Origin of the sequence: Actinomycetospora chiangmaiensis DSM 45062 (assembly GCF_000379625.1) — a bacterium.
Taxonomy (GTDB): Bacteria; Actinomycetota; Actinomycetes; order Mycobacteriales; family Pseudonocardiaceae; genus Actinomycetospora; species Actinomycetospora chiangmaiensis.
Genome location: NZ_KB903245.1, coordinates 46,230 through 71,099, shown reverse-complemented (window position 1 = coordinate 71,099; position 24,870 = coordinate 46,230). Strand labels below are relative to the sequence as shown.

The window sequence follows — 24,870 nt, the reverse complement described above, 5'->3', positions numbered from 1 at the left end:
CGCCATGGGAGCGCGGCCGACGTTGCTGGTCCTGTTCGGCGGGCGGTCGGGGGAGCACGCGATCTCGTGCGTCTCCGCCGGCGGCATCCTCGACAACCTCGACCGCGACCGCTTCGACGTGGTCCCCGTCGGGATCACCCCCGAGGGCGTCTGGGTGGCGGTCGGCGACGACACCGCGCCCTGGCGCCTGCACGGCCGCGAGCTGCCGCAGGTGGGCCTCACCTCGGGCGAGCCGGTGGCGCTGCTGCCCGACCCCACCCGCCGCGAGCTGATCAGCCTCGCCGACGGCCGCCGCGGCGCGACGGTGGCGACGATCGACGTCGTCTTCCCCGTGCTCCACGGCCCGGCGGGCGAGGACGGCGAGATCCAGGGGCTGCTCGAGACCGCCGGGATCCCCTACGTGGGGGCCGGGGTGTGCGCGAGTGCCGCCTCGATGGACAAGGTCGTCACCAAGCGGATCCTGCGCGACGCCGGGCTCGCCACGGGCGACGCCGTCGCCCTCGACCGCACCGCCACCGACCTGGCGCCCGCCGACCGCGAGCGGCTCGGCCTGCCCGTCTTCGTCAAGCCGTCCCGCGCGGGGTCCTCGGTGGGCATCTCCCGGGTGACGGCCTGGGAGGACGTGCCCGCTGCCGTCGCCTTCGCCCGCGGGAGCGATCCGAAGGTCATCGTCGAGGCCGGGATCGCCGGGCGCGAGATCGAGTGCGGGGTGCTGCAGTTCCCCGACGGGCGGGTCGAGGCCAGCGTGCCCGCCGAGATCCGGCTGACCGGCGAGGCCGACTGGTACGACTTCGACACCAAGTACCTCGACGACGCCTGCGAGCTCGACGTGCCGGCGAAGCTCGACGACGCGCTCGCCGAGCTCGTGCGCGAGCAGGCGGTGCGGGTCTTCCGGACGATGGACTGCGCGGGCCTCGCGCGCGTCGACTTCTTCGTCACCGAGGACGGCCGCGTCCTGGTCAACGAGCTCAACACCATGCCCGGGTTCACCGCGACCTCGCTCTACCCGCGGATGTGGGCCACCACGGGGGTCGACTACCCGACGCTGCTCACCACGCTCGTCGACTCCGCGCTGGCCGGCGGCACCGGGGTGCGCTGATCAGCGCGTCGGCACCGGGCTCGGGGTGGCGCTCGGACCCGGCGTCGCGTTCGGGTCGGTCGGCGCGGTGGAGCGGCTGACCAGCGTGATCTTGACGCCTCGCGAGACGTCCTGGATGGCGCCGCTGCCGATGCCGTCGGGCAGCGTGAGCCCGACGAAGATCGCGCGGTCCACGGTCACCCAGGTGGTCGTCCCCGTCCCCGGGATGCGCAGCCAGTCGACGCCGTCGACGTCGAGCAGCGGGGTGGTCGGCCCCAGCTCCGGCGGGGTGGGCAGCCCGCAGCGGAGCACCACGGGCTGGTCCTCGGGACGCCCGGACGCCTGCTTCTCCCCGCCCCAGGCCACCGTCCCGGCCGGCACGGGGTCGGCGAGGGCGCGTCGGGGCAGGAGGCCGTCCCCGGTGTTGATCTCCTGGGGGAGCCCGGAGAGCAGCCGGGAGCAGTCCGCGGACGCGGCCGCGGGGACCGGGACGGCCGCGAGCGCGAGCGGCCCCGTGTCCGGGTCCGGGTCGGCCTGCCGCCCGAGGACCTGGGACGCGATCAGCACCCCGACGACGAGCAGCACCGGCAGGGCCAGCGCCACGCCCAGCACGACGCGCGGGAGTCGGCGGTCGAGCTCCGGTGCCCGGGTACGCGCCACCGCGCGGTCAGGCGACGGGGGAGCCGACGACCGAGCAGGTCAGCGTCCGGGTGATGCCCGGGACCTTCTGCACGGCCGTGATGGTGTCCGACAGGGCCGCGTCGTCGTTGGAGTCCACGTGCACGATCACGTCGTAGGGGCCGGTCACGTCCTCCGCCCGGGCGACGCCGTCGATCCCGGCCACGTCCGACGCGACCGCGGCGGCGCGGCCCACCTCGGTCTGGATCAGGATGTAGGCCTGGACCACGAACGGGCCTCCTCGGGGAGCGGGTGCACCCGCTCGAGGCTCGGGTGGGTGCACACGGGTGACACGACGGGTCGGAACGTACCGCAGGGAGCAGACGGGTGAGGCGGTCGGGAGACGGAGCGCGGCGCAGCTCGCCCCCGGACGTGGGAGACGCGTCACAGCGGACCACGGCCCGGGGGAAGACCGGCGGGCAGGTGTCCGACCTCGGCGAGTTCGGGGTGATCGACCGCATCACGGCCGGGCGGCCCCAGCCCGAGGGGACCCTGCTCGGGCCCGGGGACGACGCCGCCGTCGTGGCCGCCCCCGACGGCCGGGTGGTGGCCACCGTGGACACCCTGGTACAGGGCGTGCACTTCCGGCTGGACTGGTCGGCCCCGGAACAGGTCGGCCGGAAGGCGGTCGCCGCGAACCTTGCCGACATCGCCGCGATGGGGGCGGTGCCGACCGGTCTGCTGCTCTCGCTGGCGTGCCCGGCGTCCACCCCGACCGACGTCGTCGAGGGCCTCGCCGCCGGCATCTGGGACGCGGCGTCCGAGGCCGGCGTCGGGGTGGTCGGCGGGGACACGGTGTCCGCCGAGCAGATCGTGGTGACCATCACGGCGCTGGGCGACCTCGAGGGCCGCGCGCCGGTCCGCCGCTCGGGGGCCAAGGTCGGCCACGTCGTCGCCGTCTGCGGGGTGCTCGGCTGGTCGGCCGCGGGCATGGAGGTGCTGCGCCGCGGGTTCCGCTCCCCGCTCGCGATGGTCGCGGCGCACCGCACGCCCCGCCCGCCCATCGCCGCCGGCCCCGTCGCCGCCCGCGCCGGGGCCAGCGCGATGATCGACACGTCGGACGGCCTGCTCGCCGACCTCGCGCACGTCGCCGAGGCCTCCCGGGTGCGCATCGACATCCGCTCCGAGCTCGTCCCCGTCGCCGACAAGCTGCGCGACGTGGCGTCCGCGCTCGGCGGGGACGCTCTGCGGTGGGCGCTCACCGGCGGCGAGGACCACTCCCTGGTGGCGTGCTTCCCCGACGAGAGCCACGTCCCCGAGGGCTGGACGGTGTTCGCCGAGTGCCGGCTCGGCGTCGGCGTGACCGTCGACGCCGATCGCTGGGGCGGCGCCGGCGACCCCGGCTGGCGGCACTGGAGGTGAGCGCCCGTGAGTACTTTTCCGTGCTCCAGCACGGAGAAGTACTCACAGGTGATCACATCCCGGGCGGACGCACTCCCCGGATCGACGCGTCGATCAGCTGGATCGGGTGCAGCATCGGGAGGTCGCCCTCGAGGTACTTGCGGATCTGCAGCAGACAGCCGGGGTTGGCGGTGACCAGCAGGTCCGCGCCGGTGCCCCGGATGTTGTCGGCCTTGCGCCGGCCGAGGTCACCGGCGGCCTCGGGCTGGAGCATGTTGTAGATCCCGGCCGACCCGCAGCAGATCTCCGCCTCGGGCAGCTCGACGAGGCCGACGCCCGGCACGGAGCGCAGCACGTCGCGGGGCTGCTGGCGGATCTTCTGGGCGTGCCCGAGGTGGCAGGCGTCGTGGTAGACCACCGTCGCGTCGATCCGGTGCCGCGGGGCCCGGGACTCGGCGAGGGCGTCCGCCAGCACCTCGGAGACGTCGCGGACCTTCCGCGAGAACTCCTCGCCGCGCTCCTTCCACTCCGGGTCGTCGGCGAGCAGCTCGCCGTACTCCTTCATCGAGGACCCGCAGCCGGCGACGTTGACCGCGATGACGTCGACGTCGGCCTGCTCGAACACCGCGATGAGGTCCTTGGCGCGCCGGACCGACTCCTCCTCGCGCCCCGCGTGCAGCCCGAGCGCGCCGCAGCACGCCTGCTCGCGCGGCGCGACGACGTCGTAGCCCTCGGCGGCGAGCACGCGGGTGGTGGCGAGGTTGACCTGGTGGAAGAAGACGTCCTGCACGCAGCCGGTGAGCATCCCGATCCGCCCGCGGCGCACGGGGTGCTCGGAGGTCGTGCGCGCCGGGGTGACGGCCGGGGTGCGGGCGAACGCGTCGCGGACGCTGACCGGCGGGAGCAGCGACTCCATCGCCACGAGCCGCTCGAAGCGCCGGGGCAGCTTCGCGAGCAGCGCGTCCATCCGCTTCGGGCGCAGCTTCTGGTACAGCGCGCCGCCGAGGGAGGCCGCCCGCAGCCGCCGCCGGTAGGGGAACAGCGTGAAGATCGCCTCGCGGAACAGCCGGTCGGCGCGGCTGCGGGGGACGTTGCGCTCGATCTGCGGGCGGGTGGCCTCGAGCAGCCGGTCGTACTGCACGCCGGACGGGCAGGCGGTCACGCAGGCCATGCAGCCCAGGCAGCGGTCGATGTGGGTGGTGAACGCGCCGTCGAGGGGGATCTCGCCCTTCTCGGCCATCTCCATGAGGTAGATGCGCCCGCGGGGCGAGTCCATCTCCTCGCCCCACAGGGCGTAGGTCGGGCAGGTCGGCAGGCAGAACCCGCAGTGCACGCAGTCGTCGAGCAGCTCGCGGGCCGGCGGGTGGTGGTCGTCGAAGCTGCCGTGGGAGGCGGCGGCCAGGGCGTCGGTGCGCTCCGGGCCCGGGGCGTTCTCCCCGCGCTGCGAGGTGAAGTCGGGGCCGGGCCCTGCGGGACCCGTGGTGGGCGTGCTGGTCACGCGGACGCTCCTTCGGGGACGGGCAGCCAGGGGGCGAGACGACCGCGCCCGAGGCGTTGGTCGGGGTCGAACGCGGCGGCGACGGACCGCAGCACGGCGGCGCTCGTCGGGGTGGGTCCCCACGCGGGGACGTCGGCGCCGGCGGGGCGGGCGCGCAGGGTCGAGGTGCCGCCGAGCGCCGCGACCCGGGTGTGCACCGCGTCGACGGCGGCCGCGTCGGCCGGCACCGTCAGGGTCGCGACGCCGGTGGCGGGCGCGGCGGTGACGTCGGCGGCCCCGGCGTCGGCGACCAGCCCGGTGAGCAGGTCGCCCAGGCGGGTGGGGGCGACCCCGACGCGCACGACCGCGCGGTCCTCGGGCCGCCGGTCGACGGCGTCGTGGTGGGCGACCCAGGCGGCGTCGGCGTCGGCGGGGGCGAGGACCTCGGCGCCCTGCCCGAGCAGGTCCACCAGGCGCGACGCCCGCGCCTCGACGCCGGCCTCCGTGCCCTCGAGCAGGGCCAGCAGGCGCCCGTCGACCCACTCCAGCGCGGCGGCCTCGACGGGCGTGTCCGTGACGGCCCGGCCCGCCGCGGGCAGTCCGCCGACATCGGCGAGTGGCAGGGCGACCGTACGCGTGGCGGACGGTCGCGGGTGGAGCCGCAGCACGATCTCCGCGACCACCCCGAAGGTGCCGTACGCGCCGTGGAGCAGCTTCGCGAGGTCGTAGCCCGCGACGTTCTTGATGACGTGCCCGCCGGAGCGGGCGACGGTCCCGTCGGCGAGCACGACGGTGACGCCGATGACGAGGTCGCGCAGCGAGCCGAACCCGAGCGCGAGGGGCCCCGCGTCCGCCGTCGCGAAGAGGCCTCCGACGGTGGCGCCGCGGCGGGCGCGGGCCGCGTCGAGGGCGACCCGCTGACCGGCCGCCGCGAGGGTGTCCTGCAGGTCGGACAGCGGGGTGCCCGCGCCGACCGAGACGGTCATGTCACCGGGGTTGTGGGTGATGACGCCGGTGAGCCCGGTGACGGAGACTCCCGTGGCGTCGCCGACGAGGGCGCCGCCCCAGTCGGAGGCGGTGCCGGCGCCCGTGGCGACGAGCGGCCCGGGGAGGTCGCGGACCGCGTCGCGCAGCTCGACCAGCGAGCTCGGTGTGGTGTTCACAGTCGGCTGATCACTCCGGCCTCTTCCAGGGGGTGCGGGCGGAACGGTCCGGGCCGCTCGCCGCACAGCCGCGGGGTGGGGAAGATCTTCCCGGGATTGCACAGGCCCGCGGGGTCGAACCCGGTGCGCACCCGCTGCATCACCGCGAGGTCGTCGTCGGTGAACATGCGTCCCATCGAGCACGCCTTGTCGGCGCCGATGCCGTGCTCGCCGGAGAGGGATCCGCCGAGCTCGACGCACAGCTCCGCGATCCGGCTCGAGAGGTCCTCGGCCTTCTCGTGCTCGCCCGCGGCCTCCGAGTAGAGCACCAGCGGGTGGAGGTTGCCGTCGCCGGCGTGGAAGACGTTGGCCACGCGCAGCCCGACCTCGGAGCCCATCGACGCGATCTGCGAGAGCACCTCGGCGAGCCGCGTCCGCGGGACCACGCCGTCCTGGACGATGTAGTCGGGGCTGATGCGCCCGACCGCGGCGAACGCGGCCTTGCGGCCCTTCCACACCCGGGCCCGCTCGTCGGCGCTGTCGGCCACGTGGATGCGCGTCGACCCGTGCTCCTCGCAGATGCGCGTGATCTCGGCGAACTGCTCGTCGCACTCCTCGGCGGGCCCGTCGAGCTCGATGATGAGCGCGGACGGGGACTCGACGGTGTAGCCCGCGCCGACGGCGGCCTCGGCGGCCTCCATCGCCAGGGAGTCCATCATCTCGACGGCGGCCGGGACGATCGACGCGTCGACGATGGCGCCGACGGTGTCGCCCGCGGCCTCGATCGACGGGAAGTCGGCGAGCACGGTGCGCACCGCCTCGGGCTTGCGCAGCAGCCGCACCGTGACCTTCGTGCAGATCCCGAGCGTGCCCTCGGAGCCGAGGAAGAGCCCGCGCAGGTCCGGGCCCGCCTGCTCCGCCGTCGGAGCGCCGACGGTGACGACGCTGCCGTCGGCGAGCACGACCTCCATCTCGAGCACGTGGTTCGTGGTGAACCCGTACTTGAGGCAGTGCGCGCCGCCGGAGTTCTCCGCGACGTTGCCGCCGATGGTGCAGACCTGCTGGCTCGAGGGGTCGGGCGCGTAGTACAGCCCGTGCGGCGCGGCGGCCCGCGAGATGTCGAGGTTGAACACGCCGGGCTCGAGCACGGCCCGCCGGTTCTCGACGTCGATCTCGAGGATGCGCCGGAGCTTCTGCAGCGAGATGACGACGCCGTCGGCGACCGGGAGCGCGCCCCCGGACAGGCCGGTCCCGGCGCCGCGTGCGACGAAGGGCACCCCGTGGCGGGCGCACACCGCCACGCAGGCGGCGACCTCGGCGGTGTCCCGCGGCAGGACGACGACGGCGGGGACCTGGCGGAAGCCGGTCAGCCCGTCGCACTCGTAGCTCCGCAGCCCCACCTCGTCGGTGATCACGCAGTTCTCGGGCAGCAGGGCGGCGAACTCGCGCGCCAGCACCGGAGCCAGGGCGGCGGTGCTGCTCGCGGCGGTGGTGGTCGTGCTCATGGCGTCACACATCCCCTCGGGTCGCCCGTGGATCCTGGCCCGCCGCGCGCACGACCGCCACCAGAGCGGCCGGGTCGGACAGGTCCTCGCTCACGTGGTCGGCCCCGGCGGCCCGCAGATCGGCGAGCGTGGCGGCGCCGGTGGCGACCCCGACGGCGAGCGCGCCGGCGGCGTGGGCGGCCTCGACGTCGCGCGGCGTGTCGCCCACGACGACGAGCCCCACCTCCCGGCCGTGCCGGCGCTCCAGGGCCGCCCGCGCCGCGTGGACCAGGGCGGACCGCGGCCCGGGCAGGTGGCCGTAGACCCCGTCGTCGAGATCGAAGGTGCCCGGGTGGAGGCCGGCGACGGTCAGCTTCAGCTCGGCCCCGGCGCGCACGTTGCCGGTGAGCACGATCTGGTCGACCCCCGGCTCGTCGGCGAGCAACCGCACCGCCTCGCGGACTCCGGGCAGCACCCGCAGCGTCTCGGCGAGAGCGGCGTCGCGGCCGTCCCACTGCGCGCCGATCGCCGCGATCATCGCGTCGGTGTACTCGTGGCCGCGCCGGTGCAGGGCCGCCGCCTCGCCGGGCGGCAGGCCGTCGCGGAACGCCTCGGCGACGAGGTGGTCGGTCATCCCGCCCATGGGGACGTGCGGGGGTTCGCGGCCCGCGACGGCGACGAAGGCGTCGCGCAGTACGTCGCCGCCGACCCGGCCGCCGCGCAGCAGCGTCCCGTCGATGTCCCAGCAGACCCCCACCGGACGTCTCACGTCCCGTCCCGCTCCTTCCCGACGACGGCCCTCCGACGTCCGCATGCTGCCCGCGTCCGGGATGATCGGCGAGATGGGGACCGCCGGACTGACGCTCGGGACCGCCGCCTACGACGACCCCGCGAGCGTCCGGTTCATCGACGCCGTGCAGGCGTTCTACCGCGAGCGGTACGGCGGGACCGACCGCACCCCCGTCGACCCCGCCGAGTTCGCCCCGCCCCGCGGGATCTTCCTGCTCGGGACGGTGCCCGGCGTCGGCCCGGTGTGCTGCGGCGGGTGGCGCCGGCTGACCGCCGAGGCGATCCCGCCGGCGGACCGCGGGGTGCTCCGCCCGCTCGACGCCGAGATCAAGCGCATGTGGGTCGATCCCGCCCACCGCCGTCGTGGGTTCGCCGTCGCCCTGCTCGACGAGCTCGAGCGCACCGCGACGCCGCGGGGTGCCGGCGGACCGTGCTGGAGACCGGGACCCGCCAGCCCGAGGCCGAGGCGCTCTACCGGCGCCAGGGCTACCGGCCGATCCCCAACTTCGGCGTGCACCGCGACGAGCCGGACAGCACCTGCTTCGCCCGGGAGCTGGGCGCCGACCCCGCGGCGGGCCCGCGGGCCATCCGCGGCTAGCGTCAGCGACGTGCCGATCTACGCCCTCGGCGAGGCCGAGCCCGACATCCATCCGGACGCCTACGTCCATCCCGACGCGGTGGTCATCGGCTCGGTGACGCTGGGCGCGGAGGCGTCGGTGTGGCCGACGGCGGTGCTGCGGGGCGACGACGGCTACATCGTGGTCGGCGACCGCACGAGCATCCAGGACGGCTCGATCGTCCACACCACGCGGCGGCAGCCGACGCTCATCGGGAACGACTGCACCGTCGGGCACAACGTCCACATCGAGGCCGCCACCATCGCCGACCACGTGCTCATCTCCTCCGGCTCGGTGGTGCTCAACGGCGCCCGGGTCGACGAGGGGGCGATCGTCGCGGCGGGCGCCGTGGTCAGCCCGCGCTTCCACGTCCCGGCCCGCCGGATGGCCCGTGGTGTGCCGGCCACGATCCGCGAGGGCCACGAGGTCCCCGAGGGCGCCTTCGACCACGCCGTGACGTCCTACCGCGAGCGGGCCCGCCGCTTCCGCGCCGAGCTCCGGAGGATCGCCTGATGGCCCGCCCGCTCTCCGAGACCGTCGAGGCGGGATGGGCGCAGGCCCTCGAGCCCGTCGCCGACACCATCGCCACCATGGGCGACTTCCTGCGCGCCGAGGTGGCCGCCGGCCGGACCTACCTGCCCGCCGGGAAGAACGTGCTGCGCGCCTTCAGTCAGCCGTTCGAGCAGGTCCGCGTGCTCGTCGTCGGGCAGGACCCGTACCCGACCCCCGGCCACGCCGTGGGGCTGTCGTTCTCGGTCGCCCCGGACGTCCGGCCGCTGCCGAAGAGCCTGCAGAACATCTTCAAGGAGTACACCGAGGACCTCGGCCACCCGCCGCCCACCAGCGGCGACCTGACGCCGTGGACCGAGCAGGGCGTGCTCCTGCTCAACCGGGTCCTCACCGTCGCCCCGGGCGCTCCCGGGTCGCACCGCAACAAGGGCTGGGAGAAGGTCACCGAGCAGGCGATCACCGCGCTCGTCGAGCGGATCGACCAGCCGCTCGTGGCGATCCTGTGGGGACGCGACGCCCGGTCGCTCGTGCCGCTGCTCGGCGAGGACGTCCCCGCCGTCGAGTCGGCCCATCCCAGCCCGATGTCCGCCGCGGGCGGCTTCTTCGGCTCGCGCCCCTTCAGCCGGGTCAACGAGTTCCTCGAGGAGCTGGGCGACGAGCCGGTGGACTGGCGCCTGCCCTGAGCTCAGCGGCGCACGCCGAACCGGCGCCGGTCGCGCCGGTGCGGGGCGAACATGCTCCAGCCCCGGCTGGGGATCGTGTCGGGACGGTGCCGGCCGGCCTCGCCCCGGCGCCGGCCCCGGATGAGAGCGAGCAGCCGGGCGACCGGCCGTCGGCGGTCGAGCACCGGGAGGGCGTCGGCGCGGCGGACGGGCAGCCCGACGACATCGGGCGAGGGAAGCGGGGCGGCCTGCAGGGTGGCGACGGCGCCGGTCGCCGGGACGCCCGCGACGGCCGTCGGCACCGGGGCGGGCACGGGCCGCTGCGTCGTCGCGGCCGGGACCGAGGCGGGGCGGTCCGCCGTGTCGGGCCGGTCCGCCGTGTCGCCGGGGCTCACCCGCTGCGAGACGACACGGAGCGGGACCGGGGCGGAGCGACGGTGCACGGTGCGCTGCGCGCGCGGGAGGCGGGGCTCGTCGGCCGCTGAACCCGGGGATGTGTCCGGTCGGCTCACCGGATCCCCCGCTCGTCGCTGCTCTGCGTCCGCCTCACCCGTTCGATCTTCACGTACGTACGGTGCAGGCGCAAGAACGAACGCATGTGCGTGAGCCGGATCGCCCGCTCCGCCGTCCACCCCGAGGGGGCCCTCGATGTCCTGCCCCCCGTGCGAGTGGGTCGCCAGTGGTCCGGGCCTGGAGACGGCACGCCACCCAGACGGCGGACTGCTCGTCCGGGCCGTCGGCGACGCCGACGGCCCGGTGCTGCACTACACGCGCGCGGAGGTCGACGCGTTCGTGCGCGGGGTGCGCGACGGCGAGTTCGACGACCTGGCCGACCAGGGCTGACCCGGACGACACCCGGGCCCGGACAGTACTCGGGCCCGGCACGCCGTGGCGTACCGGGCCCGAGGACCGTTCACGACCGCGTCAGGCGCGGCTGACCTTGCCCGCCTTCAGGCACGAGGTGCAGACGTTGAGGCGCTGCCGGTTGCCGTTGCCGATCCGGGCGTGCACGGTCTGCACGTTCGGGTTCCACCGGCGGTTGGTCCGGCGGTGGGAGTGCGAGACCGACTTCCCGAAACCGGGGCCCTTCGCGCACACGTCGCACACCGCAGCCACTTCGAACACCTCTCGACCTCAACGGACACCAGAGCACGCGGGAAGCTCCACCGCGCGGCAGGTCACCAGGGTAGCCGAGCCCACCGGGCGCTGTCGGACCCGGGTGGCACGCTGGCGGCCGTGGTGCACATGGACTCCCCCCTCGCCGAGGCCATCGGAGGCCGCTCGGCCTCGGTGCTGGGCAAGCACCTCGACATGCACACCGTGGGCGATCTGCTGCGTCACCTGCCCCGGCGCTACGAGACGATGAACGACCTGGACAAGGTCGATCCCCGTGATCTCACCGTGGGCGACCAGGTCAACATGATCGCCGAGGTGCGCAGCGCGCGGGGCGAGCGCAAGTTCCGCCGCGGCGGCGGCAAGCAGCTCCACATCACGACGATGACGGTGGCCGCCGGGGCCCTCGAGCTCTCGGTCACGTTCTTCAACCAGCCCTGGCGGGTGCGCACGATGCCCGTCGGGAGTCGCGCCTTCTTCGCGGGCAAGCTCGAGAAGTTCCGCGACCGCTGGCAGCTCGGCTCGCCCCGCGCCATGCGGATCAGCACGGGCGACGACGAGTCCGATCCCGACGACGAGTCGATCAAGCTGCCGCCGGTCACGCCGATCTACCCGGCGACGAAGGACGTACAGACCTGGGAGCTGCTCGCCGCGGTCCGCCAGACGCTCGACGTGTTCGACGACCCGATCGACCCGGTGCCCGCGGAGGTCCGGGAGCGGCACGGGCTGATCGACCTCGGCAGGGCCCTGCGCGACATCCACCTGCCCGCCACGCTCGAGGCCGCGCGACCCGCGATGCGCCGGCTCACCTGGGACGAGGCGCTCGGGCTGCAGCTGGCCCTGCAGGGCGAGCGGCTCAACGCCGCCACCCGCCCGGCGCCGGCCTGCCCCCGCGCCGAGGACGGGCTCGCGGCGGCGTTCGACGCACGGCTGCCCTTCGAGCTCACCGCCGGACAGCGACGGGTGGGGGACGAACTCGCGGCGGCACTGGCGGGCACCACGCCGCTGAACCGGCTGCTGCAGGGCGACGTCGGGTCGGGCAAGACGGTGGTCGCGCTGCGGGCCATGCTGCAGGTCGTCGACGCGGGCCGGCAGGCCGTGCTCCTCGCGCCCACCGAGGTGCTGGCCGCGCAGCACGCGCGGTCGCTGCGGGCGATGCTCGGCCCGCTCGGTCGGGCGGGGGAGCCCGCCGGCCTCTTCGGCGACGACGACGAGCCGGTGGAGCTGGACACCTCCGAGCAGGCCACGCGGATCGTCCTGCTCACCGGCTCGCTGGCGGCGAAGGAGCGGCGGCAGGCGCTGCTCGAGGTGCAGTCGGGCACCGCCGGCATCGTCGTCGGCACCCACGCGGTCATCCAGGAGAAGGTGGGCTTCGCCGACCTCGGGCTGCTCGTCGTCGACGAGCAGCACCGCTTCGGGGTCCGCCAGCGCGACGAGCTGCGGTCGCGGCCGGGGGAGACGGCGCCGCACCTGCTGGTCATGACGGCCACCCCCATCCCGCGCACCGTCGCGCTCACGGTGTACGGCGACCTCGAGAACTCCGTGCTCGACGAGCTGCCCGCCGGCCGCAAGCCGATCGAGACACACGCCGTCCCGGGCGGCCGGCCGAAGTGGCTGGCGCGGGTGTGGGAACGGGTCCGCGAGGAGGTCGACGCCGGCCACCAGGCCTACGTCGTCTGCCCGCGCATCGGCGACGACGGGCCGCCGAGCGACGAGGAGGAGGGCGGCGGTCCCGGCGGTCCCGGCGGTCCCGGCGGCTCGCACGGCTCCGACGGCTCCGACGGCGAGGAACGGCGGCCGCCGCTCGCGGCGCTCGAGGTCGCCGAGCTGCTCGCGGCGGGGCCGCTGGCCGGGCTGCGCCTCGAGGTGCTGCACGGGCGGCTGCCCGCGGAGGAGAAGGACGACGTCATGCGTCGCTTCTCCGCGGGCGACGTCGACGTGCTCGTGTCCACCACCGTGATCGAGGTCGGGGTGGACGTCCCGAACGCCACGGTCATCGTGGTGCTCGACGCCGAGCGGTTCGGGGTCTCCCAGCTCCATCAGCTGCGAGGGCGCGTCGGTCGTGGGGACACGGCGTCGTCGTGCTTCCTCGTCAGCGACCTCGAGGGTCCGTCGATGGAACGGCTGCAGCGGATCGCCGAGATCACCGACGGGTTCGCCATGGCCGACCTCGACCTCGAGCTGCGCAACGAGGGCGACGTGCTGGGCACCGAGCAGGCCGGCCGGCGGAGGACGCTGCGCTTCCTGTCGGTCCGGCGGCACCTCGAGGAGATCACCGAGGCCCGCGAGGTGGCCCGCACCCTCCTCGCCGAGGACCCCACGCTCGCCCACCACCCGCGCCTCGCGGGGCTCGTCCGCGGCGTGGTCGGGGACGAGGGCGCGAGCTTCCTCGACAAGCTGTAGGCGCCGTTCGCCGCGGCACCGGCGGGGGCCCGGACGGATACCCGGCGGTAGCCGATCGGCGCTCCGGGTCGACCTCCGGGCGCGACACGCACCGGGCGGGTGGGCGCGCGGGGTCACGGTTCGGTTACGGTCTGGCGGTCGGTTCGCAACAGCGCACCGATGCGCTCGGCCGCTTCGCCCGGTTCCCGTCCGGCGGCCTCCCCGGAGCGCACGACGTCCAGGACGGGACGGAGATCGTCGGTCGACCGCACTCCCCAGCGGTGGTCCGACATGGATCGGGTCGGCCGCGCGCCTCCCGCCGGGTCCCGCCGGGCGTGGAGACGCGCATGACCGCAGTGCTGCCGCCGGTGAGGTCCGACAACGGGCGCCACCGGGCCCCGGACGCGGCCACGACCGGCTCCCTCGGCCCGATCCCCGCCGGCACGTCCGGGCGCGCCGCCCACGGCGCCCCCGTCGGCCTCGGCGACGCCCGCCAGGTTCGTGCCCAGCACCGCACCGAGCAGTACCGCACCGAGCCGTACCGCGCGGACCGGCAGCGCACCCGCCGTCCCGCCCCGCAGGGACCGGCACCCCTGAACCGGGCCGTCCGCACCGCGGGCCTGTCGCTGGCCGCGCTCGGGGCGCTCGCCGGCGCCGGCGGTGCCGCGGCGCACGGGCTCGTCCCGACCGGTGACGAGCCCGCCGCCACCGGCGAGTTCGCGCTCCCGACGGACCTCGCCGCGAGCAGCATGACCCTCCCCGCCACCGTGGCGCAGGCGCCGGCGATCACCTCGGTGATGCCGGTCGTCGCCCCGGCGGTCGCGCAGGCGAGGCCGCAGTACAAGACGGTCGCGGCGAGCACCCGCCAGGCCGCCGCGCAGCAGGCCCCGGCCGCCCCGAAGCTCTCCGCCGGTCAGCAGATGGCGCAGGACGCGATCGACGCCGCCGAGTCCCGGCTGGGCAAGCCCTACGTCTGGGGCGCCACCGGCCCGAACTCCTTCGACTGCTCCGGCCTCATGCAGTATTCGTTCGAGAAGGCCGGGAAGGACCTGCCCCGCACGGCGGCCGCGCAGTCGCAGGTCGGCCGGAAGGTCTCGATGGACGACCTGCAGCCCGGCGACCTCATCTTCCTCTACAGCCCGGTCAGCCACGTCGTCATGTACATCGGCGACGGCACGGTGATCGAGGCGCCGGACAGCGGACAGGACGTCAAGTACACGCCGCTGTCGAAGATCGAGAAGAACGCGGTGGGCGCACGACGCGTCGTCTGATCGACGAGAGTGGCCCGGGGTCCCCTCCCCGAAAGGAAACCCCGGGCCTTGTTCGGTGATCGGACGCTCCCCAGCTCCGGCACCGAAGGTCTCGCGTCGACTCCTGTGGCCGACACCTGGAGGATGTCCGTTCGGACGGGCCGTCAAGCGGGTCTGATCGTGTGATATTGCGTGGATCACACCGTCACCATGTGCATCGACATGCCATCGACCGAGGAACCGGCACACCCACAGGCAGGGATCCGGGCCGATCCGACGTCATGACCCCGCCCGTCGCGGGTCGTCCCGTCCCGTGTGCCGCGTCCTCCTGCTGGTCGCGGTCCTCGCCGCGCTCCTCCCGCTCCCGACGGCCGCCGCGACCCGGTGCGGTGCCGACGTCCCCGGCCTGACGCGGACGACCGTCGACACCGGGACGGTGCGCCTGCACGTGGTGGTCGGCGGGCCGCCGGACGGTCCCGCCGTCGTCCTGCTCCACGGCTTCCCCGAGACATGGCGCACGTGGCGGACGGTGGCGCTCGACCTCGCCTCCGACCACCGCGTCGTCGTCCCCGACCTGCGGGGGGTCGGCTGTTCGGACCTCGGCCCCACGCCCGACCCGGATGCCGCGACCCTGGCCGGCGACCTCGCCGTCCTCGCCACGACCCTGCACCTCGCGCCGGCCGTGGTCGTCGGCCACGACATGGGGGCGATGCCCGCCTACGCCTGGGCCCGCGCCCGCCCCGACCAGGTCCGGCACCTCGTCCTCTCCGGGGGCGGCGTCCCCGGCCTCGGGCTGGAGGAGCTCGCCCCGCCGCACGTCGCCGCCTTCGCGGCCGCGCCGCCGGGACGGCTCGCCGCCGAGGTGGCGGGGCGGGAACGGGAGGTGCTCGGCCGCTTCGTCGGCGACCCGGCCGTCGTCGCGTCGGGCTCCCTCGACGACGCGGTCCGGGCCTACCGGGCGCCCGGCCGCTACGACGCGGCGATGGGCCGCTACCGGGCCCTGCCCCGCGACGCCGCCCGCAACCGCGCCGACCCGCGCCCGCTCGTGATGCCGACGACGGCGCTCGAGGGCGGCGCCCCCGGCATCAGCGCGGCGACGCTGCCGGGCGCGGACGTCGTCGTGGTCCCCGGGGCCGGGCACTACCTGCAGGAGGACCGCCCGCACGAGGTCGCGGCGGCCATCCGGGAGATCGCGGCCCGCCGGGAGTGAGTGGCGCCGTTCGCACCCGACGTCAGGAACGAGCCGTTCGCGACGGCGCCTGCGTCGGCGTAGGTCGCGGGGAGCGAGTGGCGCCGTGCGCGCACCCGACGTCAGGAACGAGCCGTTCACGACGAGGGGTGCGGCGGCTCAGGCGCGCAGGCGTCCTTGGAGATCGCGCATGCCCCGGGCGGCCGCCCGGCGCACGGCCTCGGCGACGGCGGCGTACTCGTCGGGCGGGGGGACGGCCCGGGGAGGGCGGGTCGCGGCCGCACGCGGCGGTCCCGGCATCGAACCGGCGAGGGCGTCGGCGTGCCGACGGGCGGCGTCCCAGGCGGCGACCGCCCGGTCGACGGCGGCGACGAACTGCTCGCGGTGGGGGTCGCCCGGCTCGGTGGGGGTCGCGAGCATCTGGGCGTCGGCGAGGGCCTCGACGAACGCCTCGGTGGCGGGGACCGAGACGTCCACCAGGGCCGGGCGGGCCGCCACCGCACGGGGGTCGGACTCGAAGGCGGCGTAGTCGCGCTGCAGGGCGGCGAACCGGTCCCGGGCGAGCGCCCAGCGGGCCGCGCGGTACTCGGCGAGCCGACCCGACCTGCCGTCGGGATGGCCGAGGACGACCGTGCGGACCCGGCGGACCCCGCGCTGCGCGGCCAGCACCGTGGCGACGAACGCGGCGAGGGCCGCGGCCACCAGGTCGGCCACCGCGGCGAGGAGGGCGGCGCCGAACCCCTCGATGGTGCCGTCGGCGACCCACGCCCCCAGGAACACCAGCGGCGACACGATCACCAACAGGACCGACAGGCCGTAGAGCCAGGGCACGGCGGAGCGCCGCATCGGCCTGATCGTCGAACCCGGCATGAGCGCCCTCCTCGTGTCCCCTTCTTTGGTACCGGAAGACCCGTCCCGGGACCACGATCGCGGTACCGTGCGCCGCCGAGATCAAGCTCGTTCGCGGGAGGACGACCGAATGTTCCGCAAGGTGCTCGTGGCCAACCGGGGGGAGATCGCGATCCGCGGTTTCCGCGCCGCCTACGAGCTCGGAGCGGCCACCGTGGCCGTCTTCCCCGTCGAGGACCGGCAGTCCGAGCACCGCCTCAAGGCCGACGAGGCCTACCAGATCGGCGAGGCCGGCCACCCGGTCCGCGCGTACCTGTCGATCGAGGAGATGATCCGCGCCGCGCAGAAGGCGGGCGCGGACGCGATCTACCCCGGCTACGGCTTCCTCTCGGAGAACCCGAAGCTCGCCGGGGCCTGTGCCGAGGCCGGGATCACCTTCATCGGCCCGCCGGCCCGGGTGCTCGCGATGGCCGGCAACAAGCACCGCGCGGTGGCCGCCGCGCGGGAGGCGGGCGTCCCGGTGCTCGACTCCTCGGACCCCTCCGACGACATCGAGACGCTGCTCACGGCCGCGGGGGAGATGACGTTCCCGCTGTTCGTCAAGGCGGTCGCGGGTGGTGGTGGTCGGGGCATGCGGCTGGTCAAGGAGGAGCACGCGCTGCGCGACGCGCTCCAGGCCGCGATGAACGAGGCGTCGTCGGCGTTCGGTGATGCCACGGTGATCCTCGAGCAGGCGGTGATCGACCCGCGGCACATCGAGGTGCAGATCCTCGCCGACGCCGAGGGCAACGTCATGCACCTGTTCGAGCGGGACTGCTCCGTGCAGCGGCGTCACCAGAAGGTCGTCGAGATCGCGCCGGCGCCGCACCTCTCGCCCGAGCAGCGCGAGCGCATCTGCGCGGACGCGGTGAAGTTCGCGACGGCGATCGGCTACGTCAACGCCGGGACCGTCGAGTTCCTCCTCGACGGCGACGGCAACCACCACTTCATCGAGATGAACCCGCGCATCCAGGTGGAGCACACGGTCACCGAGGAGGTCGCCGACGTCGACCTCGTCGGCGCCCAGATGCGCATCGCCTCCGGCGAGAACCTCGCCGACCTCGGGCTCTCGCAGGACACGGTGTCGCTGCACGGGTTCGCGCTGCAGTGCCGCATCACCACCGAGGACCCCGCCAACGAGTTCCGCCCCGACGTCGGGATGATCTCGGCCTACCGCTCGGCGTCGGGCTCCGGCGTCCGGCTCGACGGCGGGACCGCCTTCGCCGGCGCCCGGATCAGCCCGCACTTCGACTCGCTGCTGGTCAAGGTCACCTGTCGAGGCCGCGACTTCACGACGGCGGTCCGGCGCGCCCGCCGTGCCCTGGCCGAGTTCCGCGTCCGCGGGGTCTCGACGAACATCCCGTTCCTCATGGCCCTGCTCGACGAGCCGGACTTCCGCGAGGGCCGGGTGACCACGAGCTTCATCGCCGAGCACCCCCAGCTGCTCGCCGCGCGGGCGCCCGCCGACCGCGGCACCCGGATCATGACCTTCCTCGCCGACGTCACGGTCAACAGGCCGCACGGTCCGGCGCCGGACCTGGTCGACCCGCGGGACAAGCTGCCGGCGGCCGACCTCGCCGTCGCGCCGCCGGACGGCTCCCGGCAGCGCCTCGGCGAGCTGGGCCCCGAGGGGTTCGCGTCGTGGCTGCGGGCGCAGTCGACGGTGCCGGTCACCGACACGACGTTCCGGGACGCCCACCAGTCGTTGCTGGCCACCCGGGTGCGCACCCGGGACCTGCTCGAGATCGCCCCGCAGGTCGCCCGGACCACCCCCGAGCTGCTGTCGCTGGAGTGCTGGGGCGGCGCCACGTACGACGTCGCGCTGCGCTTCCTCGCCGAGGACCCGTGGGAGCGGCTCGCCCGGCTGCACGAGGCGGTGCCCAACCTGTGCCTGCAGATGCTGCTGCGCGGCCGGAACACCGTCGGCTACACGCCCTACCCGACCGAGGTGACCGACGCCTTCGTCGCCGAGGCGGCCCGCGTCGGGATCGACATCTTCCGGATCTTCGACGCGCTGAACGACGTGTCGCAGATGCGGCCCGCGATCGACGCCGTCCGCGCCTCCGGCGGGGCCGTCGCCGAGGTCGCCCTCTGCTACACGAGCGACCTGATGAACCCGGCCGAGGACCTCTACACCCTCGACTACTACCTGCGGCTCGCCGAGCAGATCGTCGACGCGGGCGCGCACGTGCTCGCGATCAAGGACATGGCGGGCCTGCTGCGCCCGCCGGCGGCACGCAAGCTCGTGACCGCCCTGCGCGACCGCTTCGAGCTGCCGGTCCACCTGCACACCCACGACACCGCCGGCGGGCAGCTCGCGACGCTGCTCGCGGCGATCGACGCCGGGGTGGACGCGGTGGACGCGGCGGTCGCGAGCATGGCCGGGACGACGTCGCAGCCGTCGCTGTCGGCGCTGGTCGCGGCCACGGACCACAGCGAGCGGGAGACCGGGCTGTCGCTCGACGCCGTGAACGCGCTCGAGCCGTACTGGGAGCTGGTCCGCAAGGTCTACGCGCCGTTCGAGTCGGGCCTCGCGTCGCCGACCGGCCGGGTCTACACCCACGAGATCCCCGGCGGACAGCTGTCCAACCTGCGCACCCAGGCCGTCGCGCTCGGCCTCGGCGACCGGTTCGAGCAGGTCGAGGACGCCTACGCCGCGGCCGACCGGATGCTCGGGCACCTCGTGAAGGTCACGCCCAGCTCGAAGGTGGTGGGCGACCTCGCGCTGCACTTCGTCGGCGCGGGCGTGGACCCGAAGGACTTCGAGGCGGACCCCTCGAAGTACGACATCCCCGACTCGGTGATCGGCTTCCTGCGCGGCGAGCTGGGCGACCCGCCCGGGGGCTGGCCGGAGCCGCTGCGCAGCCGCGCGCTGGAGGGCCGCACCGAGCGCCCCGGGGTCGCGGAGCTCACCGACGACCAGCGCAAGGGGCTCGAGACCGACCGCGCGGGCACGCTCAACGAGCTGCTCTTCCCCGGCCCCACCAGGGAGTTCCGCGAGCACCGGACTGCCTACGGCGACACCTCGGTGCTGCGCAGCCAGGAGTACTTCTACGGGCTGCGCCCCGAGGTCGAGTACGGCGTCGACCTCGAGCCGGGCGTGCAGCTGCTCATCGAGCTCGAGGCGATCTCCGAGCCCGACGAGCGGGCGATGCGGACCGTGCTGATGTCGCTGAACGGGCAGCTGCGGCCGCTGCAGGTCCGCGACCGGTCGGTCGAGACCGACGTGAAGGCCGCCGAGAAGGCCGACCGCTCCGACCCCTCGCACGTCGCGGCGCCGTTCGCGGGCGTGGTCACGCTGCAGGTCGGCGAGGGCGACCGGGTCGCCGCGGGCGACACGATCGCCACCATCGAGGCCATGAAGATGGAGGCCGCCATCACCGCCCCGTCGTCGGGAACGGTGAAGCGTCTGGCGCTGGGCACGGTGCAGCAGGTGGAGGGTGGCGACCTGGTGGTGGTGCTCGGGTCGTGAGCCGCATCGTCGCGGGCACGGCCGGCGGGCAACGGATCCAGGTGCCCCCCCACGGCGTGCGCCCGACGTCGGACAGGGTGCGGGAGGCGCTGTTCTCGCTGCTCGCGGCGCGGGGCGTGCTCGAGGACGCGGTGGTGCTCGACCTGTACGCCGGGTCGGGCGCCCTGGGCCTGGAGGCGCTCTCCCGCGGGGCACTGACGGCGACGCTCGTCGAGCGCGACCCCCGGGCGTGCGGGTTCATCCAGACCAACGTGCGCTCGACGGGGCTCACGGGCGCGCTGGTCCGCCGGGCGTCCGTGCCCACCTTCCTCAAGCGGCCCACCGACATTGTCGACCTCGTGTTCGTGGACCCGCCCTACGCGGGGACCGAGGACGAGGTCGACACCGTGCTGGGCCTGCTCGTCCCGTGGCTGAACGCCGACGCGCTCGTGGTGCTGGAGCGGGACTCGCGGACCCGGCCACCGGCGTGGCCGGACGGGCTGGAGGCCGAGGAACCGCGGGTCTACGGGGAGACGACGCTGCACCTGGGTGGGCCGGCCTGACGTCAGCGCCGGGACACGACGAGCGGGTACCCGGGCCGGGTGGACCTCGAGGAGCGGTACCTGGAGCTCGTGCGGGACGAGCTCCCGGCTGCGGCGCGCCGTGACGGCTGGGTCATCCGGAACGACCACTGCTTCGGCCGCGTGCTGCTCGACGACGCGGTGGGCGGGTGCTGGTACGACGTCCTCGGCCGGGGTCGGGGGGCGGCGTTCCGGCGACTCGAACCCGGTCAGCTCGCCCACGCCGTCGAGCAGGGCGAGCGGATGTTGCGCGAGGGGGCCGAGACGGTGCGCGCCCTCGACGCGCAGTCGCTCGCGTGGCGGGGGAAGGCCCCGAAGCACTGACGGTCCCGCCGAGAGGTCCCCCAGCGCGGTCACGGTGGCCGACGAGCAGCACTGAGGGACCACTCGGCGCGTACAGGGAACCAATGGGGCGCCAGGACACTCAGAGCCCGTGTGAGGGCAGAGGACACCTGGCACGCCGACCGACCGTTCCGTGGCTCGCAGGCCGTCCGTGACGGACGGCTGACGAGCGCCCAGCTGCGGGGACCCACGGTCCGGCGGGTCGCGCACGACACCTACGTCGTCGCGACCGTGTCCGACTCCCCCCGGCTGCGCATCCGGTCCGCCTGGACCCGGGCCGGCGACGACGCCGTGGTGACCGGGTGGTCCGCCTGCCGGTGGTGGGGTTGCGAGGTCCTCCCCTCGCCGGAACCACCCGTCGAGCTGGCGGTCGGCCGCCGACACCACCGACCGCCCGAGGGAGTGAGGGTGCGGCGGGTGCGGTTCCGGGACCTGGACGTACGCCGTTCCGACGGGTTGCGCGTCACGAGTCCGATGCGTCCCGCCTACGACCTGGCGCGGTCCGAGCCCCTTGGAGGACGCGGTCGTGGCGGCCGACGCGCTCGCCCGGGCGGGGGAGTTCACCGGCACCGATCTCTCCGCGTTCGCCGAGTTCGCGGGGCCGCGGCGGGACTGCCGAAAGGTCGAGCGGGTCGTCCGCCTCGTGGACCCGCGGGCGGAGTCGCCGCGCGAGTCCCGGATGCGCGTGCGGCTGGCGCTGGCGGGGCTCCCGCTCCCGGTCAGCCAGTACCGCGTCCTCGACGGTTTCCGGTTCGTCGCCCGCGTGGACCTCGGCCGGCCGGAGTGGAAGGTGGCGCTCGACTACGACGGTCGCGACCACGCCGAGAACGACCGGCGGGGGAGGGACATCGACCGCGTCGACGAGCTGCGCAAGCTCGGGTGGGTGGTCATCACGGTGACGGCGCGGCAGTTCCACCGTCCCGGCTGGGTCCAGCAGCGGGTGCGCGAGGAGCTCGTGGCGCGCGGCTTCGTGCCGAGTGGTGCCGCAGCGCGGTGAGAGACCCGTCCGCGCAGCGCTGCGGGACCACTCGAGGGCGCGGCATGATCGCGGGCGTGGACCTCGCGGACGCGACGCAGGGCTGGGCCCCCGAGCCGGTCACGACGACGGGTGGGACCTCCGCCTGGACGGTCGCGGCGGTGAGCGGGATGTTCGACCTCGACCCGGTGGCCGGGCCGGGCGACCCGCTGCCGCCGATGTGGCACTGGTTCGGGTTCCTCGAGCACCCGCGCACCGACGAGCTCGGCGACGACGGGCACCCGCTCCACGGGCACTTCCTGCCGCCGATCCCGGACCGGCGCCGCATGATCGCGGGCGGTCGGCTGCGGGTCGGGGAACCGATGCGGGTGGGGGAGACGTACACGCGCCGGTCGTCGCTGGTGAGCTCGCAGGCCAAGCACGGCCGGTCGGGCGACATGCTGCTGGTGACGGTCCGCACCGAGTTCCTCGCCGGCGACGACGTGCTGGTGACCGAGGAGTCGGACGTGGTGTACCGCTCGCAGGCGCCCGGGCAGGCCCGCGGCATCGCCTTCGACGAGCCCGACGCCGACGCGCCGCCGCCCTCGGACGAGGCGGTGGTGCTCACGCCCGACGAGCGGCTGCTCTTCCGGTTCTCGGCGCTCACCTACAACACCCACCGCATCCACTACGACCAGCCGTACGTCACTGGCGTCGAGGGCTACCCCGGGCCCGTCGTGCACGGGCCGCTGCTGGCGCTGATGTGCCTGGAGATCCCGCGGCGTCGGGGGCACCCGGTGCGCTCGTTCGACTACCGGCTCTCGCGGCCCGCGTTCGCCGGGACCCGGATCGTCGCCGACCGCACCGACGACCGCGGCGGTGTCGCCGCGGGCGTCCCCGGGGCACCGTTCTCGATCACCGCGACGCTGGGCTGATCGCCGCGAGGAACGGCTCGACGCCCTCGACCACGACGTCGTCGAGCCGTCGGCGCCGCCATGCGCCCGGCGTCACGGCGAGGTGCACCTCGGGGGTGCCGTCGGCGTGGCGGCGCCGGTGGGTCTCGCGGTAGCCGCAGCGCTGCGAGACGCGCAGCGAGGCACGGTTGTCGTCCGCCGCCGTGGTGACGGCGCGCGTCATCCCGAGGTGCTCGAAGGCCAGCTCGAGCAGCATCAGCCGGACCCGCCGTCCGAGACCCCGGCCCTGCTCCGCGCGGGCCAGCCACGACGACGTGTGCACGGTGCCGGCGGGATGCTCGACCTCGTGGGCGAGGACCACCAGTCCCAGGGCGCGGCCGCCCTCGAGGACGGCGAGCGGCAGCCGCCACCGACCCGTCGTCGGGAACTCGCGCAGCCGCCAGGCCCATTCGAGGAAGACGCGGGCGGCGTCGTCGTCGCCCAGGGCGCGGGTGAGGAAGTGCTCCTGACCCGGACCGAGGATCCCGTGGGGCTCGGCGACGATCGCGGCCAGCTCGAGCAGCTCGTCGTCGGTCGGGCCGACGAGCACCAGCCCCGCGTGCGCCACGCGGACCCCGACCTGCGGGTAGAGCGCCGCGAGGTCGTCCCGGACGAGGTCCATGGGGGGATCCTGCTATAACTCCCGGATCATGAGGCGGGAGACGGATCCGGGGGAGCACGCCGATAGGGGAGTTCGACCGTGAAGGCCGTCTGTCCCGGGTCGTTCGATCCCGTCACGCTCGGCCACGTCGACGTGGTGCGTCGGTCGGCGGTGATGTTCGACGAGGTGGTGGTCGCGGTGGCGATCAATCCCAACAAGCAGGGGCTGTTCACCGTCGACGAGCGCCGCGAGCTGCTCGGGGCCACGTTCGCCGACCTGCCGAACGTCTCGACGGCGGCCTTCTCGGGCCTGCTCGTCGACTGGTGCCGCGAGCAGGGCGTGGGTGTCATCGCCAAGGGTCTGCGATCGGACACCGACTACGCCTACGAGCTGCCGATGGCGCAGATGAACCGGCACCTCACGGGCGTCGACACCGTCTTCCTGTCCGCCTCGCCGGAGCACACGTTCGTCTCCAGTTCGTTGGTCAAGGAGGTCGCCCGCGGGGGTGGGGACGTCTCGGCCTTCCTGACGACGGACGTGCACACGGCGTTGCTGGAGCGGCTCGGCTCCTGACCCCCGACACGCCCGACGCGCCGCAATGCGCCGGGCGGCGGAGCCCGCGCCGCACACTGGCGGCCGGTCTTCGACGCGGGAGGTGGATCGGCGTGTACCGGGTGTTCGAGGCGCTCGACGAGCTCGTGACCATCTGCGAGGAGGCGCGCGGCGTCCCCATGACGACGAGCTGCGTCGTCCCCCGGGGTGACGTCCTGGAGCTCCTCGACGACATCCGCGAGGCGATCCCGGGCGAGCTCGACGACGCCCAGGACGTGCTCGACCACCGCGACAAGCTGGTCGCCGACGCCGCCGACGAGGCCGAGCGCGCGACCGCCGAGGCGCGCACCGAGGCCGACCGCCTCCTCGCCGAGGCCCGGGAGCAGGCCCAGCAGATGATCGCCGAGGCCGAGCACGAGGCCGAGCGGGTCGTGGCGCGGGGGCGCCGTGAGTACGCCGACCTCACCGACCGGGCCGCCGCGGAGGCGGACCGCATGACCGAGGCCGGCCGCCAGAGCTACGAGCGGGCCGTGACCGACGGGCGTGCCGAGCAGCAGCGCCTCGTCTCCGAGCACGAGGTCACCCTCGCCGCCCGCGACGAGGCCGGGCGCATCCTCGACCGGGCCGCCGACGACGCCCACCAGGCGCGCACCGACTGCGACCACTACGTCGAGACCTCGCTCGCCGAGTTCACCGAGACGCTCGAGTCGGTGCTCGACACGGTCGGGCGCCACCGCCACCAGCTGCGCACCGGACAGGTCGGCGCGGCCGCCCAGGAGCACGCCCCGGAGCGGGCGAGCGCGTAGGGCCGGGCGGTCGCCGCGTACGCTGAGCG

27 protein-coding genes are annotated in these 24,870 nt (G+C 74.9%); 16 read left to right on the top strand and 11 right to left on the bottom strand.

Features of this window, described 5'->3' with window-relative positions; translation table 11 throughout:
• The first annotated feature begins 4 nt into the window (after nt 1–4).
• The gene (locus A3CO_RS0124375) at nt 5–1,099 is read left to right on the top strand and encodes a D-alanine--D-alanine ligase family protein (protein ID WP_018334878.1); all 1,095 of its coding nucleotides are present in this window, start codon (nt 5–7) and stop codon (nt 1,097–1,099) included.
• Here the strand turns inward: A3CO_RS0124375 and A3CO_RS34170 are convergent, their stop codons facing one another.
• Together A3CO_RS34170 and A3CO_RS0124365 are read right to left on the bottom strand one after the other, a co-directional pair.
• Nucleotides 1,100–1,738, bottom strand: coding sequence for a DUF3515 domain-containing protein (locus A3CO_RS34170; RefSeq protein WP_018334877.1), 639 nt, complete (start codon nt 1,736–1,738; stop codon nt 1,100–1,102).
• A 7-nt stretch (nt 1,739–1,745) separates the two neighbouring features.
• Complete coding sequence (locus tag A3CO_RS0124365) at nt 1,746–1,985, bottom strand: Lrp/AsnC ligand binding domain-containing protein (protein WP_018334876.1); 240 nt, start codon at nt 1,983–1,985, stop codon at nt 1,746–1,748.
• A 143-nt stretch (nt 1,986–2,128) separates the two neighbouring features.
• Here A3CO_RS0124365 and A3CO_RS0124360 point away from each other — a divergent pair, with 143 nt between their 5' ends.
• Nucleotides 2,129–3,118: a thiamine-phosphate kinase gene (locus tag A3CO_RS0124360; protein ID WP_245561586.1), complete on the top strand. Its 990-nt coding sequence runs from the start codon at nt 2,129–2,131 to the stop codon at nt 3,116–3,118.
• 52 nt (nt 3,119–3,170) lie between these two features.
• On the opposite strand, the gene A3CO_RS0124355 is transcribed toward A3CO_RS0124360, so the two are convergent.
• The 5 genes from A3CO_RS0124355 to A3CO_RS40500 form a co-directional block, all read right to left on the bottom strand.
• Nucleotides 3,171–4,499: a (Fe-S)-binding protein gene (locus A3CO_RS0124355; RefSeq protein WP_033414979.1), complete on the bottom strand. Its 1,329-nt coding sequence runs from the start codon at nt 4,497–4,499 to the stop codon at nt 3,171–3,173.
• Nucleotides 4,500–4,591: 92 nt separating this feature from the next.
• Nucleotides 4,592–5,737: an FAD-binding oxidoreductase gene (locus A3CO_RS0124350; RefSeq protein ID WP_018334873.1), complete on the bottom strand. Its 1,146-nt coding sequence runs from the start codon at nt 5,735–5,737 to the stop codon at nt 4,592–4,594.
• Nucleotides 5,734–7,221 (bottom strand): FAD-binding oxidoreductase, encoded by a 1,488-nt coding sequence (locus A3CO_RS0124345; protein ID WP_018334872.1) that lies wholly within the window; start codon nt 7,219–7,221, stop codon nt 5,734–5,736. Before A3CO_RS0124345 ends, A3CO_RS0124350 begins: the two co-directional genes overlap by 4 nt.
• A 4-nt stretch (nt 7,222–7,225) precedes the next feature.
• Nucleotides 7,226–7,969: an HAD family hydrolase gene (locus A3CO_RS0124340; RefSeq protein ID WP_026204960.1), complete on the bottom strand. Its 744-nt coding sequence runs from the start codon at nt 7,967–7,969 to the stop codon at nt 7,226–7,228.
• A gap of 156 nt (nt 7,970–8,125) precedes the next feature.
• On the bottom strand, nt 8,126–8,326 hold the full coding sequence (locus A3CO_RS40500; RefSeq protein WP_425393425.1) for a hypothetical protein: 201 nt from the start codon (nt 8,324–8,326) through the stop codon (nt 8,126–8,128).
• 93 nt (nt 8,327–8,419) lie between these two features.
• On the opposite strand from A3CO_RS40500, the gene A3CO_RS40495 reads away from it, so the two are divergent.
• The 3 genes from A3CO_RS40495 to A3CO_RS0124330 are packed head-to-tail and all read left to right on the top strand — an operon-like array spanning nt 8,420 to nt 9,799.
• The gene (locus A3CO_RS40495) at nt 8,420–8,587 is read left to right on the top strand and encodes a hypothetical protein (RefSeq protein ID WP_425393424.1); all 168 of its coding nucleotides are present in this window, start codon (nt 8,420–8,422) and stop codon (nt 8,585–8,587) included.
• Between the two features lie 10 nt (nt 8,588–8,597).
• Nucleotides 8,598–9,119: a gamma carbonic anhydrase family protein gene (locus A3CO_RS0124335; RefSeq protein WP_026204959.1), complete on the top strand. Its 522-nt coding sequence runs from the start codon at nt 8,598–8,600 to the stop codon at nt 9,117–9,119.
• Entirely contained in the window at nt 9,116–9,799 is a 684-nt protein-coding gene (locus A3CO_RS0124330; RefSeq protein WP_026205007.1) for a uracil-DNA glycosylase, read from the top strand. The genes A3CO_RS0124335 and A3CO_RS0124330 overlap by 4 nt, the downstream gene beginning before the upstream one ends.
• A gap of 2 nt (nt 9,800–9,801) precedes the next feature.
• On the opposite strand, the gene A3CO_RS0124325 is transcribed toward A3CO_RS0124330, so the two are convergent.
• Entirely contained in the window at nt 9,802–10,221 is a 420-nt protein-coding gene (locus A3CO_RS0124325; RefSeq protein WP_018334868.1) for a hypothetical protein, read from the bottom strand.
• A gap of 205 nt (nt 10,222–10,426) precedes the next feature.
• Between A3CO_RS0124325 and A3CO_RS34165 the strand changes: the two genes are divergently transcribed.
• Nucleotides 10,427–10,621 (top strand): DUF397 domain-containing protein, encoded by a 195-nt coding sequence (locus A3CO_RS34165; protein ID WP_018334866.1) that lies wholly within the window; start codon nt 10,427–10,429, stop codon nt 10,619–10,621.
• Nucleotides 10,622–10,702: 81 nt separating this feature from the next.
• Here A3CO_RS34165 and rpmB read toward each other — a convergent pair whose 3' ends face one another.
• Nucleotides 10,703–10,894 (bottom strand): 50S ribosomal protein L28, encoded by a 192-nt coding sequence (rpmB, locus tag A3CO_RS0124310; protein WP_026204958.1) that lies wholly within the window; start codon nt 10,892–10,894, stop codon nt 10,703–10,705.
• 129 nt (nt 10,895–11,023) lie between these two features.
• Between rpmB and A3CO_RS0124305 the strand changes: the two genes are divergently transcribed.
• The 3 genes from A3CO_RS0124305 to A3CO_RS34155 all read left to right on the top strand — a co-directional run bounded on the left by A3CO_RS0124305 (nt 11,024) and on the right by A3CO_RS34155 (nt 15,733).
• The gene (locus A3CO_RS0124305; protein WP_018334864.1) at nt 11,024–13,294 is read left to right on the top strand and encodes an ATP-dependent DNA helicase RecG; all 2,271 of its coding nucleotides are present in this window, start codon (nt 11,024–11,026) and stop codon (nt 13,292–13,294) included.
• A 326-nt stretch (nt 13,295–13,620) separates the two neighbouring features.
• Nucleotides 13,621–14,544: a C40 family peptidase gene (locus A3CO_RS39840; RefSeq protein ID WP_018334862.1), complete on the top strand. Its 924-nt coding sequence runs from the start codon at nt 13,621–13,623 to the stop codon at nt 14,542–14,544.
• 292 nt (nt 14,545–14,836) lie between these two features.
• Nucleotides 14,837–15,733 carry an alpha/beta fold hydrolase gene (locus A3CO_RS34155; protein ID WP_018334861.1) on the top strand — a complete coding sequence of 299 codons (897 nt, stop codon included), beginning with the start codon at nt 14,837–14,839 and terminating at the stop codon, nt 15,731–15,733.
• Between the two features lie 138 nt (nt 15,734–15,871).
• Here A3CO_RS34155 and A3CO_RS36290 read toward each other — a convergent pair whose 3' ends face one another.
• Nucleotides 15,872–16,558 carry a hypothetical protein gene (locus A3CO_RS36290; RefSeq protein WP_018334860.1) on the bottom strand — a complete coding sequence of 229 codons (687 nt, stop codon included), beginning with the start codon at nt 16,556–16,558 and terminating at the stop codon, nt 15,872–15,874.
• Between the two features lie 133 nt (nt 16,559–16,691).
• Between A3CO_RS36290 and A3CO_RS0124280 the strand changes: the two genes are divergently transcribed.
• The 5 genes from A3CO_RS0124280 (at nt 16,692) to A3CO_RS0124260 (ending at nt 22,864) form a co-directional block, all read left to right on the top strand.
• Nucleotides 16,692–20,072 carry a pyruvate carboxylase gene (locus A3CO_RS0124280; RefSeq protein ID WP_018334859.1) on the top strand — a complete coding sequence of 1,127 codons (3,381 nt, stop codon included), beginning with the start codon at nt 16,692–16,694 and terminating at the stop codon, nt 20,070–20,072.
• Nucleotides 20,069–20,614: a 16S rRNA (guanine(966)-N(2))-methyltransferase RsmD gene (gene rsmD / locus A3CO_RS0124275; protein ID WP_018334858.1), complete on the top strand. Its 546-nt coding sequence runs from the start codon at nt 20,069–20,071 to the stop codon at nt 20,612–20,614. The genes A3CO_RS0124280 and rsmD overlap by 4 nt, the downstream gene beginning before the upstream one ends.
• A gap of 39 nt (nt 20,615–20,653) precedes the next feature.
• Nucleotides 20,654–20,956: a hypothetical protein gene (locus A3CO_RS0124270; protein WP_018334857.1), complete on the top strand. Its 303-nt coding sequence runs from the start codon at nt 20,654–20,656 to the stop codon at nt 20,954–20,956.
• Between the two features lie 544 nt (nt 20,957–21,500).
• On the top strand, nt 21,501–21,971 hold the full coding sequence (locus A3CO_RS35075) for a hypothetical protein (RefSeq protein ID WP_018334856.1): 471 nt from the start codon (nt 21,501–21,503) through the stop codon (nt 21,969–21,971).
• A 56-nt stretch (nt 21,972–22,027) separates the two neighbouring features.
• Nucleotides 22,028–22,864, top strand: a complete 837-nt coding sequence (locus A3CO_RS0124260; RefSeq protein WP_245561585.1) for an HTD2 family dehydratase — start codon at nt 22,028–22,030, stop codon at nt 22,862–22,864.
• Here A3CO_RS0124260 and A3CO_RS36285 read toward each other — a convergent pair.
• Complete coding sequence (locus tag A3CO_RS36285; protein ID WP_018334854.1) at nt 22,845–23,504, bottom strand: GNAT family N-acetyltransferase; 660 nt, start codon at nt 23,502–23,504, stop codon at nt 22,845–22,847. The two genes, A3CO_RS0124260 and A3CO_RS36285, sit on opposite strands and share 20 nt — an antisense overlap.
• A 78-nt stretch (nt 23,505–23,582) precedes the next feature.
• On the opposite strand from A3CO_RS36285, the gene coaD reads away from it, so the two are divergent.
• Both coaD and A3CO_RS0124245 read left to right on the top strand, forming a co-directional pair.
• The gene (coaD, locus tag A3CO_RS0124250) at nt 23,583–24,056 is read left to right on the top strand and encodes a pantetheine-phosphate adenylyltransferase (RefSeq protein ID WP_018334853.1); all 474 of its coding nucleotides are present in this window, start codon (nt 23,583–23,585) and stop codon (nt 24,054–24,056) included.
• A gap of 92 nt (nt 24,057–24,148) precedes the next feature.
• Nucleotides 24,149–24,841 (top strand): ATP synthase subunit B family protein, encoded by a 693-nt coding sequence (locus A3CO_RS0124245; RefSeq protein WP_018334852.1) that lies wholly within the window; start codon nt 24,149–24,151, stop codon nt 24,839–24,841.
• Nucleotides 24,842–24,870: the final 29 nt, after the last annotated feature.